General features: G+C 50.7%; 11 protein-coding genes. 2 read left to right on the forward strand and 9 right to left on the reverse strand.

What is annotated here, in order from left to right:
- Positions 1–53: 53 nt before the first annotated feature.
- From PGL01S_RS13570 to PGL01S_RS13605, 8 genes are all read right to left on the reverse strand, one after another.
- The gene (locus PGL01S_RS13570; protein ID WP_127495147.1) at positions 54–1,211 is read right to left on the reverse strand and encodes a BMP family ABC transporter substrate-binding protein; all 1,158 of its coding nucleotides are present in this window, start codon (positions 1,209–1,211) and stop codon (positions 54–56) included.
- 180 nt (positions 1,212–1,391) lie between these two features.
- Positions 1,392–1,994, reverse strand: a complete 603-nt coding sequence (locus tag PGL01S_RS13575) for a nucleotidyltransferase family protein (protein ID WP_164775457.1) — start codon at positions 1,992–1,994, stop codon at positions 1,392–1,394.
- On the reverse strand, positions 1,915–3,000 hold the full coding sequence (locus tag PGL01S_RS13580; protein WP_127495149.1) for an XdhC family protein: 1,086 nt from the start codon (positions 2,998–3,000) through the stop codon (positions 1,915–1,917). The genes PGL01S_RS13575 and PGL01S_RS13580 overlap by 80 nt, the downstream gene beginning before the upstream one ends.
- Before the next feature lie 36 nt (positions 3,001–3,036).
- The gene (locus tag PGL01S_RS13585; RefSeq protein ID WP_127495150.1) at positions 3,037–4,362 is read right to left on the reverse strand and encodes a 5'-deoxyadenosine deaminase; all 1,326 of its coding nucleotides are present in this window, start codon (positions 4,360–4,362) and stop codon (positions 3,037–3,039) included.
- A 45-nt stretch (positions 4,363–4,407) separates the two neighbouring features.
- A complete protein-coding gene (locus PGL01S_RS13590; protein ID WP_127495151.1) occupies positions 4,408–5,994 on the reverse strand; it encodes a PucR family transcriptional regulator in 1,587 nt (528 codons plus the stop codon).
- A 266-nt stretch (positions 5,995–6,260) separates the two neighbouring features.
- The gene (locus PGL01S_RS13595; RefSeq protein ID WP_127495152.1) at positions 6,261–8,222 is read right to left on the reverse strand and encodes a stalk domain-containing protein; all 1,962 of its coding nucleotides are present in this window, start codon (positions 8,220–8,222) and stop codon (positions 6,261–6,263) included.
- An 81-nt stretch (positions 8,223–8,303) separates the two neighbouring features.
- On the reverse strand, positions 8,304–9,278 hold the full coding sequence (locus PGL01S_RS13600) for a serine hydrolase domain-containing protein (protein WP_127495153.1): 975 nt from the start codon (positions 9,276–9,278) through the stop codon (positions 8,304–8,306).
- Positions 9,279–9,301: 23 nt separating this feature from the next.
- Positions 9,302–10,717, reverse strand: a complete 1,416-nt coding sequence (locus PGL01S_RS13605) for an MDR family MFS transporter (RefSeq protein ID WP_127495154.1) — start codon at positions 10,715–10,717, stop codon at positions 9,302–9,304.
- A 207-nt stretch (positions 10,718–10,924) separates the two neighbouring features.
- Between PGL01S_RS13605 and PGL01S_RS13610 the strand changes: the two genes are divergently transcribed.
- Positions 10,925–11,551 carry a DedA family protein gene (locus PGL01S_RS13610; RefSeq protein WP_127495155.1) on the forward strand — a complete coding sequence of 209 codons (627 nt, stop codon included), beginning with the start codon at positions 10,925–10,927 and terminating at the stop codon, positions 11,549–11,551.
- 206 nt (positions 11,552–11,757) lie between these two features.
- On the opposite strand, the gene PGL01S_RS13615 is transcribed toward PGL01S_RS13610, so the two are convergent.
- On the reverse strand, positions 11,758–12,036 hold the full coding sequence (locus tag PGL01S_RS13615) for a hypothetical protein (RefSeq protein ID WP_127495156.1): 279 nt from the start codon (positions 12,034–12,036) through the stop codon (positions 11,758–11,760).
- A gap of 218 nt (positions 12,037–12,254) precedes the next feature.
- Between PGL01S_RS13615 and PGL01S_RS13620 the strand changes: the two genes are divergently transcribed.
- On the forward strand, positions 12,255–13,667 hold the full coding sequence (locus PGL01S_RS13620; RefSeq protein WP_127495157.1) for a hypothetical protein: 1,413 nt from the start codon (positions 12,255–12,257) through the stop codon (positions 13,665–13,667).
- Positions 13,668–13,705 lie beyond the last annotated feature (38 nt).

The following is a 13,705-nucleotide window of genomic DNA, read 5'->3' on the forward strand; positions in this document are numbered from 1 at the left end:
ACAAATCCCTTTAGCAAGGGATTTGTTGATCGGCCGTTTTGGCTGGCTGAAGGCTATTGAGGAATGGTTCCTTCCACGCCTTTGACGAACCAGTTCATCTCCAGAATTTGCTCCAGGCTCATCGTTTGGCCCGCTTCCTGCTTAGCTGCGCCGGATGCATCGGTGATCGGACCGCTGAATACGTCCAGCTCGCCGCTGATGATTTTCGCTTTTGCATCCTCTACCAGCTTCTTCACATCGTCAGGAATGCTAGGTCCAAGCGGAGCGAGGCCAACCATGCCGTCCACCATATCGCCGGAGAATTGCTCGCTCTTCCAGGTTCCGTCGATCACGGATTGCACGACCTTCGTATAATAAGGGCCCCAGTTCCAAGTCGGGTTCGTTAAGTAAGCATCCGGTGCGTAACGGGTCATGTCGGAGTCGTTGCCGCCTGCCAGCGCGCCGCGTTCGGCAGCTGCCTGCAGGGTTGCCGGGGAATCCTGATAAGCAAGCAGGACGTCCGCGCCTTTATCCAGCAAGCTGATCGCCGCTTGGCGCTCTGCGGTCGGATCGTACCAGGTGTTGCTCCATACGACGTCTACTTTCGCGTCCGGATTGACGCTTTGAATGCCAAGCGCAAAGGCATTGATGTTATAAATAACTTCGGGAATCGGGAATGCGCCGACGTAACCGATGACATTCGACTTCGTCATTTTCCCTGCCGCTATACCTGTCAGGTAGCTGGCTTCATAGTTTTTGCCGAAGTAGGTGCTCATGTTGTCCGCCGTTTTGTAGCCGGCCGTATGCATGAACTTTACGTTCGGGAACTTCTTCGCCACATTTAGCGTCGGATCCATGTAACCAAAGCTTGTCGTGAAAATAATGTCGTGGTTTTGAGCCAGTTCCGTAATAACGCGTTCCGCGTCCGCGCTTTCCGGTACGTTTTCTACCGTGTCAGCTTTAATGCCAAGCTTCTCTTCCATGTACTTCCTGCCGTTATCATGCTCAAAGGTCCAACCGCCGTCTCCGGGAGGTCCGATGTAAACGAAAGCGACCCGCGGCAGCTTCTTGCCGCTATCTGTTGCCGACGGCTCTGTAGATGTCTGTGTATTGCCGCCGCTTGCCGTTTCGTTTGTTTTGTTATTGCTGTTACTGGAACAAGCAGATAAAATAACGACCATAAATACGAGCAATGCCAACCCCACTGTACGTGCTTTTGCAAAATGTTTCATATGGTTCCTCCCCAACTCTCTATCATCATCATGACCAACGGATGATGTAGTCTCAATATACTTCCGCGTAACCAACACGTCAATATATCTAACATGAGATTGGAAAGACAGATAAAATAACAAAAACTCATTGTGCATGATGCACGTCTGATGACATCCATGTAACAAAAGATCACATTTTTATCTCCGGCCTCGGATTTGGCGATATCGCCTAACTGCCTGCCCAAGACTGTCCTCATCATCTACATCAAGCAGCAATTCAGCAGCCTCTTCGCCGAATTCAATAATTTCTCCGGTATAATCCGGAGATGCAAACAGCTTGCGCGCTCCCATATCCCCTTTCAATCCCCGAAGCGCCTTATACATGGTATAACGGATAACGGCAGGAGGCATAACGACTCCCCGCATAGAGGATGCGGCAAAATCCAGGACCGGATTTTCCTCCATAACAACAAGAAGACGCCGCACCATGGCAGCCGTGACAAAAGGTTGGTCGCCAAGCCCAATGACGACAGCATCGGGAAGCGGCAGGCTGGATAGCGCGGCGTCTACACCGGCACGAATGGAATAAGACATGCCGAGACTTGCTTCTTCGCAGACGACGATATTTAATTGAGATGCGTATAGCGAGCTTTCCCTAATATCCTGCAGCCATGTTAACGGATCATCCGGACGGACCACAAGGTGTATCCGTCCGATTCCGCTAGCCAAGAGAGCACGAAGCGCCAGACTGCCGAGCGCTACGCCCGGCGAAAGCTCGAGCGGCAGCTTCGGCTTGCCCATTCGGCTGCTCTGTCCTGCCGCCAAATATATTGCGGATAGGTTCATGCCGTTCCTCCTTTTGCCGATCAGCCTTTTGCTTATTCCGCCATTGATATCGCAAAGCGATTAATTCCGCGGCAATACTGACCGCAATCTCGTAAGGCCCCTCAGCTCCAATCGATAATCCGATAGGAGCCTTCACGTTAACAGGCGGGGCATCCCCATCAAACAGCATGCCAATCCGCGTGGTTGAACCCATTACTCCTATATACTTTGAGTTTGACGTTAATGCCCATTCGATCATTTCCCGGTCGTAACGGAGATGATGGCTGCAGACGATAACCGCAGCCTCGGTATCCAGAAGCAGCATTTCTTTGAGCTGCTCCGGCGTGCCGAGATAATGCTCTGCGTCTGGATAAGCAGCCAGCAAACGCGGACGCCAGTCCGCGACAATAACGTGAAAACTGCTTTGCGTCAAGAGCTGATAGATGGGAACGGCATCCAGACCTGCGCCAAACAGAATAACCCGTTGCCTATTCGTTAAATGAAGACTAAACTGCCAATCGTAGCCGGACTGACCGGAAGGGAGCGGTATAACCTCTTCCGCCGAAAGCTCATAACAGAGCTCTTCTCCCTTCAGCCTGCGCACAAGCTGAACCTCCCTGCCTCTATCGAGCAGATCCAGAGCATCCGTCAGAATGGTCCGAAGCGTTCCTTCTATCGGCTCAAGAAGCACGCGGATAACTCCGCCGCAGCCAACCGCTTCTCCCCAGATGGGATCGTCGTCCGGGTCCATGTTATATTCCGCAATCTCATACCGGTTTGTTTCCCAAATGGAGGGAACCCGCTCCAGGAGATCGGATTCGATACAGCCCGGACTAACCGTTCCGACGGTATCACCGCTTAGCGGGAGAAGCATGGCTGCTCCGGCCTTACGGTATGCGTGCCCCTCAACCCCGATAATGGTTGCCAGGACTGCCGGCTGATCAAGCCGCCGGATCGTTCGCAGGATGTTAATCATGTCCATCGGCAACCCCTCCTGATAGCGTATAGTTTTGCAAAATTAGAGTCTTGCCAACAGCTCCTTCAACGTTCGGTCTGCCTCGCGCAACACGAGCGGCTTATCAACCGTCTTCATGATTCTGTTCTCCATTACGAGCTGCCCGTCAATCATCACGGTATCGACATCGCCGCGCGTAGCCGCGTAGACCACTCTGGAATACCAATCCGCATCAAATGAAGGATAGACATGGAAGTCCTCCAGATCAAGCAGCTGAAGATCAGCAAGCTTGCCAACCTCGATGCTGCCGATTTTCTCCTCCAGCCCGAGAACGTGAGCTCCACCCATGGTCGCCATGCGAAGCACGGTCTTTGCGTTCATGACGGTTGGACCATGCTTTACCTTCTGGATAAAAGCCGTAAGCCGCATCTCCTGGAACATATCCAGATTGTTATTGCAAGGCGCTCCGTCCGCGCCGATGCCGATATCGATCCCTTCCCGCAGCAATTGGGGAACCTGCGCCACACCGGATGCAAGCTTCAGGTTTGAGCCCGGGCAGTGCGTAACCTTTACGCCCCGTTCCTTGATAATCCGCTTTTCCTCTTCATCCAGCCAAATGCTGTGCGCCAGAATAAGATTCGGACGGGCAAGACCGATATGATCCAGATAAATCACGTTTCGCATGCCGCGTTCGGATTCGACGATCGAGATCTCTTCCCTGTTTTCCGACGCATGGGTATGTACCTTTACGCCGTATTGCGCGGATAAATCCCTTACGCCAATAAGAAGCTCTTCCGTACAGGAGACAACGAACCGCGGGCAAAAAGCGTATTCGATCCGTCCGCCGGCAGCTCCGTGCCACTTCTCCAGCAGCTCCACGCTTTCCTTCAGCGACTGCTCCGTCTTCTCCTGAAGCGGAAGCGGAACCTCCGTTCCGTAATCCATCATCACCTTGCCGGAGACGGCTCGAATCCCGCTCTCGAGAATCGCCTGGAACGCGGACTCCGTATGATTAACGGTCTCCATATCAAGAATGGTCGTTGTGCCGCTTCTAATCAGTTCTCCAATACCCAACAGGGCCGAATAATAGACCGATTCTTCATTATGCGCGGCTTCAAGGGGCCAGATCCGCTGTCTCAGCCAGTCAATCAGCTCCAGATCATCCGCTCTTCCGCGGAATAGAGTCTGGCACAGGTGAATGTGCGTTTGAATGAAGCCGGGCAGCAGCACCTTGCCTCCGGCATCGATGACGCGGTCAACCTCATTTTCCTGAATATTCGGACCAATCTGAGCGATCTTGTTGTCTTTTACAAGCACATCGCCAATTAAAATATCATCTGATGCATTCATCGTCATAATGACGGCATTTCGGATCAAAGTCGAACTCATATGTTCCGCTCCTTTGTTGTAGCACAGTGGATTGATAATAGCTGATTATGATTGTTCGTTAATTAACAGCTTGCGGAACAAGAACGCGATTTTGAGCCTGAGAAGATCATTCATTTTCTTGAAGTCCACCCCTAATATTTCGCTCAGCTTCTCGATCCGGTAAGTTGCCGTGTTGCGGTGAATATACAGCTTCTTCGCTGTTTCGTTTAACTGGCCATCCTGCTCCAAATAAGTCTCTAGCGTGCGAAGCATTTCGCTTGCGTAATCCGGGTCCTTGTTTACAAGTCCGCCCAGCCAGCGGTTGCAGAAGGCCTCCATCCGGTCCTTCGATACATGCTCGAACACGATTGCCAAATCCATTGTATCAAAGGAAGTAATAGATTGCCCGACTCCCCATTCGGTAGCAAGCCTTTGGGTCTGTCTGCACTCGTCAAAAGCTTCGTAAAGCTGATCTGCCCGTTTTTTCCGGCAGCTGACCGCCGCCCGGGGACTCTCGCCGCACTCCCGCTGAATAGATGCGAAGCATGCGTTTAACGCGGACATAAGACTACCTTCCGCTTGCCCTTCAGGCTCGGGAAAAACGGATAAAAGCCCCTCTTCCATTACAATATGCATGCCTTTCCATTCTTGAAGTTTCGCGTGGCTTAAAAAATCCGATTTCAGCTTCTCGAGCTTCTCAGTCCGTTGCAGCGCGGAAGCATGAGCAATATCGCTGAGTACGCAGACATAATGGCTTTGAAAAACCTCGAGCTCCCAGCGATCCGCATATTCGACAACCTTATCGATCGGCAATCCGTTTCTCAAATAGCGTTTGATCAGTACGCCAAAATCCTTTTGCACGGATAACTCGAAATAATCCTCGTAATTAAAATTCATTTGATAGGATAATAGCTCCGCCGCTTGCAAATAGAGACTTTCTTCAATAGTTGAGAGAAATAGCTGCGGGTTAAAAAACAGAACAAATCCCGTACAGCGGGATTGCTTCATAAGCGGAATTCGGAAAGCCTGCCACTGCTTGCTCTTCATCCATTTCTGCTGTTGCGGCCATGGCCAGCTGCCGGTTAATTCCGTATCAGCCACCTGCGAGCTGTTGTATACGATCTGTCCCCTTGAGCCAACAATCGCCATCGGGAATCCGATAATATCCGCTACCGCATCAAACAATTCGTTAATATGATCCGTCTTGAGAGCCATCCGCATCAGCCGGACCTGCTTGTCGAAAATATCCTGCAGCACGCCGGTATTGCGCCTGAGCTCTTCCTTGAACAAGCCGCTCATCTGATCGGAGAACGTGAATTGATAAGGAAGCTCTATAAGAGGAAACCCCAGTTCATTGGCGAAAGCAATCAACTGTTCGGGGATCGCGTCCCAGAATCGGCCTAGCTTGATCCCGAGGCCCGACGAGCCGCGCTGGTTCAACTTAACTAGCAGCTCCGTCGCATCCTGAGGATGGTCCTTGATCAGGTAGGCGGTCGTAAACAACATTTCCCCTTCCTTGATCCAGTCGGTAATATCCGGAGCATCCATCACATTGACGGATCTCACGATCCGATTGCGCCCTGCCGTTCCGGCAACCAGTTTCCCTTCCGATAAAGGAAAAACGTTCAGCGCCTGTTCCACTGTCAAATGCATAGCGCGCACCTCCGATCACCTTGTAAACACATTTATCGTGTTATTTTATATAACATCATAAATCAGAGATTTCCTTTTATCAATAGTTATGTAAATATAATTAACCATATAAACTCTTAATCTCGACATTCAAACTCTATATCCTCTTATATCATCTTATATTCTGGCTGCACTCTTTTAAATCTAACATATATATAACGCATCAGAACGCAAAAAATGCCGATAAAAGCAAATTTGCTCTTATCGGCATTTTTTCTTACCTACAATTATTGTTTAACTTCCGGCAATGGCAGGAACAGAAGGTTGATCGGCAGGTTGCTGCCGGATGCCGGCGTAAATACGATCGATACCGATTCTTCGGTATCTCCCGTCCGGTAAAGGACGCCTGCTTCGTTCGCATTGCTCAGAATGGTCGTATTTGTTGCGTAGACCAGCTTATTGTTGATCAAGAACGCGCCGCCGTAATGACCGCCGCGCGGATTCAAGGCAATAAGCGTGTGCGGTTTTACATGCCACAGATTCAGAACGTACAATGCTCCGTTGTTGCCGTCATTGGACATCACGTCCCCTGTCAATACATCGAAACCGGACAAGCGGGTATCCACTACTTTGTCGGCCAGGATCATGCGCGAAGGAACATCGCCAATGGTCTGCAGAACGTTAATGCTGCGGTTCGCTTGTTCGAAAGTACCGCGTACGTGTTTGCCGTCGCGCGGCAGGATCGGAAGCTGCGGAAGCGCCTGCAGCACGTCTTTGCTTGCGTCTACCACGATCACGCTGAATTTGATTGGCGCGGAAGTGGTTACATCCGCATACAGCGTAATGACGCGGCCGTTGACAACTTCTTTGCTGCTTAACGGGCTAAGTACAACACGGCTTTGTCCCGCGGGAATGGTTGTTACCGTTCCAACCGGGTTAACGGTTCTCGACAGCAGGTAGTTCGCCGTAGCGGCTTTGCCTGCCTGGGTTACGTAAGGAGCCGGACCGCCAAGACCGATACGCTCATCGGTTACGGTAGCCGCCGTGGAGTTTTCGTTGGTTGCTACGATATAAACCTTAACCGGATTAGGACGGTTGTTCTGATTGTGGATCAAGAAACGGACATTGCCGTTTGCGGTATCCTGGTAGTAAATCCCCTCGTCGTTAATCATCTCGGGGCTGTTGCTGCGGATAAACGTTTGCTGACCGTTCGAGACAACGGTGTAAGGCTGCGTAGGAAGCTTAAGTACGCTTGCGCCGTCAATCGTGAATTTCTCGCCTTGATCCATGTATAGCTGGTCGAACTCCTGCTTCGTATACAGCGTATCATTCGTAATCGTAACCGTCTGGGAGAATTCGCTTGTAAGGCCATGCGCATCCGTTACCTTCAACGTTACCGTCTGTTCGCCTGGTTCGAAGAAAGCCTTAGCGTTATTAACCCACTCGCGTTTAGTAATCTTGTTCTCGTCATCGGTGCTGATATCATTGTATTGAATAAGTTCGCCCATTTTATAATAAGACTTGTCCGTTGCAAAACGCGCTTCCGGCGGAAGATTCGGCGGAAGTACGTTAATCGTCACCGAATACGGATCGCTCCAGACACCGTTTGCATCTTGAACCCATTTGGTTACCGTATAAGATCCTGCTGCCTCGAATACGGTTTGTTTGCCTTCCCAACGCTCGTTAACGATGGCGGCACCGCTTGGCGAATACGACATATCGCCATAGGTCACTTCGGTTTGGCCGGCATATACAACGCCGGATGCAATGTTAAACTTGGCTACCGGCTTAGTTGTCCAAGTCAAGACAATCTTCTTCTGTGCCGGAATCGTAGACAATGTCATTCCGAACGGCTGAAGCACCGAGCGGAGCGGGATCATCAGGCTTCCGTTTTGTACAAAAGGCGCGCCCGTAAACGTTGCGCGAGTACCATTTACCGTATAGGAGGATTTGCCCGCCGCATAACGGAGTTCGTTTGTTGCGCTGCGAAGGACATATTCCTTCTTGTTCGCATCGTACAGCACGGATCCCCCGAGTCTGCCTGCGATGGCAGTAGCGGAAATATAAGTCGTGCCTTTCAATTCGGTAAGCGGCTGAGCAGCCATGTAAAGCTTGCCGTTATGGTACATTTGCTTTGTTTTTTGAAGAAGAATTAATTGATTCTGACCGTTGGAAGCGCCTTGCGCCGCTATAGGAATAGCAAACAGCATCAATGCGGCAAGGACAACTAAGCTGACTTTCTTAAACATTGGATTCTCCTTTTCTCTTTGGGATGGTTTGAACAGACATAGATTAAACGCATCCCAGAGCAAAAGGTTGCACCAAACCGCCTACTTTTTTAAGGCTCCCGCAATATGTTCAAAGATAAGATTGCGAGATTTGACCGCTTCGTTTCGTCCCGCCAGTGCTTTTCGCAGCACAATAACCAGTCGTTCTTCAGGCGCAACAAGCAAATATTGACCGCCGTGCCCAAACGCGAAATAGCAGTCAAACGCTCCGTTATGCTCGGCTGGCGACTGCCACCAGTGGTACCCGTAAGCCCCGTAAATCGGCGGCTCATAGTGAAGAAGTCCTCTATGGTGCCGCTTTGTCGACTCCTGTACCCATGAAGCTGGAATCAGCCTCTCACCGAACCAATCGCCTTCTCTTAAATGCAAAAGTCCCAGCTTTGCCAAGTCTCTTCCGAATAATTGAAGACCGGTGCCTCCTTCGTTAATCCCTTTATGCGAGGTCCATATCGCTTGGCGGAAGCCCATTGGCCGGAAGAGCCTGCTTGTGGCGTAGTCAAGCGCGCTTTGGCCCGTAGCTGCCGTCAGAATAGCGGATAAAAGATGGGAGCCGCCCGAATTGTAGAGATAGGCGTTACCCGGTTCGCTTATCATGGATCTTTCAAGTACAAACCGGATAGGGTCAGGAGCTTTTTTCATCGCTTTATAAGGCTTATCGAAGTCCGGCCAATCCCAACCGGACGTCATCGTCAGCAAATGCTTGATTTGAATGGAGGAGTCTGCCGCTCCTTCGAAATAATCCGAAACAGGCTGGTCTACGCTATGGATATAACCATCCTCGATGGCAACTCCGATAAGCGCGGACAACACGCTTTTGGTACAGGATAAGAGCGGCCCAACCGAATCTTCGCCCTTCGCATGCCACTCCCAGGCTATCGCGTCATCTCGCATAATAATGATGGAAGTCATTTTCCATGGCTCCAGCCATTCCTTCATCCGTTCCAGCTTCGATTCATCCAGACCTGCAACGGATGGCTCAACGATACGTAAATAAGGATCATCGATTAAAGTTGTCATGCCATTCATCAGCCTTTCTGGTTCTAAGAGGATGCATCCGCAGCATCCGGTGCTGCATGGCTGCCTTCTGTGCCGGCTTTTGGCAGCATAAACATAGACAGCAGCGCCACGACCGACATGACGCCCAGGATCATAAAGATCCGGTGAAGGCTATGCTCCAGCTTAAGCGCATCAATCGCTTCCGTATTCCCGGTGTTAAGGAGCAGTCCAAACATGGCTATCCCCACCGTCTGTCCAAGCGTGCGGATGAAGTTGTTGCTCCCCACCGCCGCTCCGCGCAGCTCCCAGCTGACAGCCGAGGTTACCGCGACGGTAAAGCTTGTTAACGATAAACCGAACGACAAGCCGGATAAGCATGTATAAACCATAAACAGCACGATGGAGGTGTGGGCGTTCATAAGCATGAAGCCGGCGCTTCCGGCTATGAGAAAGAGCGAGCCCGTTACCGCGATGCGGCGCATGCCATACTTGGCAATAAAATTACCGGCTAGAATAGCTCCAAGCGGCCAACCTATGGACAGCGGGATCATGGCCATGCCGGAGTATGTCGCGCTTTCGCCAAGTACGCCTTGAATCCACAGCGGAAGATAAAAGATCGCAACCACATTGATTACGCATATTAGAAAGCTGATTGCGTTCACCGCGCTTATCGTCCGGATTTTAAAAATCTGCAGCGGAATAATCGGCTCGCGCGACCGCTTTTCAATATAGTAGAACAATGTCAGCAGGATCACCGCGGATGCCAGAAGCAGGATGATTTCGGTTATGGATTGAGAGGCATCCGGCTCACGGAGAATCGTCAGTGCGTACAGGAAAGCGAACATCCCTGCCGCAAAAGAAGCGATACCGGGATAATCAATATGCCGATTCTGCTTCACGGACACTTCTTTCATCGACACCATCAGAAGCATTAGCGCGACGATGCCGAACGGAAGATTCATATAAAAGATGGCCCGCCAGGACACGTAGTCAACAAGCAAGCCGCCGGCTAGAGGTCCCGTGATGCCGGCGATGCCCCAAATACTCGACATCCAGCCCTGGACTTTAGCCCGTTGCTCGAAAGGGTATAAGTCGCCGATAATGGTGTAAGGAATCGTGGTCAACGCCCCCGCTCCAAGCCCTTGAACCGCCCGGAAAGCAATCAGCTGCGGCATGGAGACGGCAAGTCCGGACAGCATGGAGCCCAGAAGGAAAATACCCGCTCCGGCGATAAACATTTTTTTGCGACCGAAGAGATCGGACAGTTTGCCGTATATCGGAGTCGTGATCACCGTGGCAAGCAGATAAATCGAGATAATCCAGCTGTATTGCTGGATCCCGTGCAATTCACCGGTAATGCTCGGCATAGCCGTACTTACAATGGTTCCTTCTACGGCCGCAAGGAAGGTCGCAACATACAAGGCAACGGTTACGGTACGTCTATTGGTTGTTGTACTCATTATTTCTCCTTTCCGTACGTCTTATGACTTGGTAAAAATGCGAAACACTCTATTATGATACTTGTTCAGGGAAAAGAGCAATGCTTTTTGCGGTTTTTGGCAAAGAACACAACCATTTCGACCTATCGGAAAGCCTTGTTTTATGTTAGCTTTATAAAAGCGCCTTTTTAATCAAATACGTTGATGATGTAAGGGATGAATAAACAAATGGGATATGATTATTTAGTATCCGTCATTGATCAGTTCGGCTACGTCTCGCTTTTTCTGGTACTGTGCCTTGGCTTAATCGGGCTTCCCGTTCCGAACGAAGTTGTCGTTATGACGGGCGGCGCATTTGTTGCTTCGGGTCTGTTAAGTCCCGTGCCGGCTTATCTGATGGTATTCCTTGGAATATGCTCGGCGATGACTTTTAATTACTCGATCGGCCGGTTCGCGGGCAGTAAAGTGTTCGACTGGTTCATGAGAAAAAAGAACATGGATAAATTCATACATCAAGCTCAAAACATGAGCGAAAAGTACGGCGGCTTTGCGCTAAGCATCGGCCTTATTCTTCCCGTGCTGCGGCATGTGATGCCGTTTGTCGGGGGAACCAACAAGATGACTTTTAGACGTTTTGCGTTATTTGCCTATCCAAGCGCGTTTGTATGGACGCTTATCTATTTTATCCTTGGTACGTTCGTCGGTGACCGGGTGCAAGCGATTGGCGACTCGATTGCCGATAACGGCATGATTGTCGTCTACGCCCTGATTGCTGTTGCGGCAGGCGCGGCAGCCTGGCTTTACATTCGCAATCGCACGGCGAAGAAGAACGATAAGGCCGAGCGGCCGATGTGATGAAATCTTTATCGAAGTCATTCGAAGATGAGCGACCGCGGTTAGCGGTAGATTTAATCGCCAATTAGAATTTAAGTTTCCAATTATTTGGAAACATGAAATTCTAATGTGGAGATAATACCTATCGAAGCAATTCGATGATGAAGGACCGCAATAAATGCGAAAAAACCTCCGGAACCCTATATTTAGGGAAGCCGGAGGTTTTTTTATTTGAACTTCGGATCCAATTTTTCTTCCGCCGCGTTCACCAGGTAATCAAACAGCTCGTCATCCTCCTCGAGCATATCCTCTACCGCCAGCAGCTGGTCCTCGTCGCCCGATTCGTGAAGGAAAAATAGGCCGTACCCCCACTCCGTTCTTTTCCGGCTGTGAATGGTCATTTCGTATTGATTGGGCTGGCCGGTCATTTCGAATTGTATGCGGCCAACATAGCCTTCTTCCTTCGTATAAGTCATCGACGCATCCAAAATTTTAACGTTATCCATCTGTTCTATACTTCCTTCCGATCATTCAAGTTTGCGATTGAAATGGTTAAAAAAGCCTGTCCTCTAATTGTATACGGTTTGCCGCATTCGTCAACAAATGTTCACGGCGGTTAAGCACATTCTCATGGATACCGTGATGAACGCCTATGGGCAGCCCTGCATACTGTACATTACGGCAGCGGTTACCGAAGCCGTGTATCCCATGAGAGGGTGATTTTATGGCCATTGATTTAGTGGCGCTGCATTGGGTGTATCTCGTCTTTATCGTCGCCATTATCGGCTTTATGGTGATGCGCAGAGATACGTCGCTCATTTGCATCGTTGGCATCTTTGTGCTTGGCCTACTCGCAACCGAATCGTTGAGCGACTCGGTCAGCGGTGTATTTAACAGCTTTATTTATGCCATTAAAGAACTAATGGGTACTATCCTCATTATATCCATAATTGTCGCAATGAGCCGGGTATTGATCCGGACTGGCATAAATGAAGTGATGATCTCTCCATTCGCCCGCTTCCTGCGGACGCCTACCTTGGCCTTTTGGGGAATCGGCTTGATCATGATGGTCACTTCGTGGTTTTTCTGGCCATCCCCTGCCGTAGCTTTGATCGGTGCCGTGCTGCTGCCTGTTGCGCTAAGAGTGGGTCTTCCCGCATTAGGGGCCGCGATGGCAATGAACTTGTTCGGCCACGGCATTGCGTTGTCCGGCGACTACATCATTCAAGGCGCCCCAAAACTGACGGCCGACGCGGCCGGCTTGCCGGTCAGCGATGTTATGGAGGCAAGTATTCCGCTTGTTATCGTAATGGGGCTCGTTACGACGGTTACGGCTTTCTGGATGATGCGCCGCGATATGAAGACCGGGAAATGGAACGATGGCATCATCTCCAAAGTGGAAGGCGATAAAGAGCTAACCGGCGAAGATGATCTTGCTTTCAAAAACGTGCTGTCCCACGGTACCAAGCTGACGCTTGCCATTCTGATTCCGTTGCTGTTTGCCGCAGACGTAGTGGCCATGTTTATGCTGGACCTGCAAGGCGGCGATGCGACCGCGCTTGTCGGCGGTACCGCGATTTTTATCCTGCTCATCATCACTATGCTCGCTCATAAGAACAAAGGCCTGGAGAAAACGACTAATTATCTGATTGAAGGCTTCTTGTTCGGCTTTAAAGTGTTTGGCCCCGTCATTCCGATCGCGGCCTTCTTCTATCTGGGGGATTCCGGCTTTACCGCCATCTTCGGAGATACGCTTCCTGCCGGCTCTCAAGGCATCGTCAACGACCTTGGCGTTGCCCTAGCGAACAATGTACCCGTGAATGGCGAGGTAGGCTCCGTTACGTTGACGCTGGTAGGCGCCGTTACCGGCCTTGACGGATCCGGCTTCTCGGGTATATCGCTGGCGGGTTCCATTGCCCATCTGTTCGGAGGAGCAATCGGCTCCGGCGTAGCCACCTTGACCGCTCTGGGTCAGGTCGCAGCGATCTGGGTAGGCGGCGGTACCCTTGTACCGTGGGCGCTTATCCCCGCTGCAGCCATTTGCGGCGTAAGCCCATTCGAGCTGGCACGACGTAATCTAAAGCCCGTTATTATCGGACTTTGCGTGACTACGGTTGTAGCCATGTTTCTGGTCTAACACTAAAAAAGGATGATCCCGTTGGCTTAAAGCCATGA

This window comes from Paenibacillus glycanilyticus NBRC 16618, assembly GCF_004000805.1.
In the GTDB taxonomy this organism is placed as follows: domain Bacteria; phylum Bacillota; class Bacilli; order Paenibacillales; family Paenibacillaceae; genus Pristimantibacillus; species Pristimantibacillus glycanilyticus.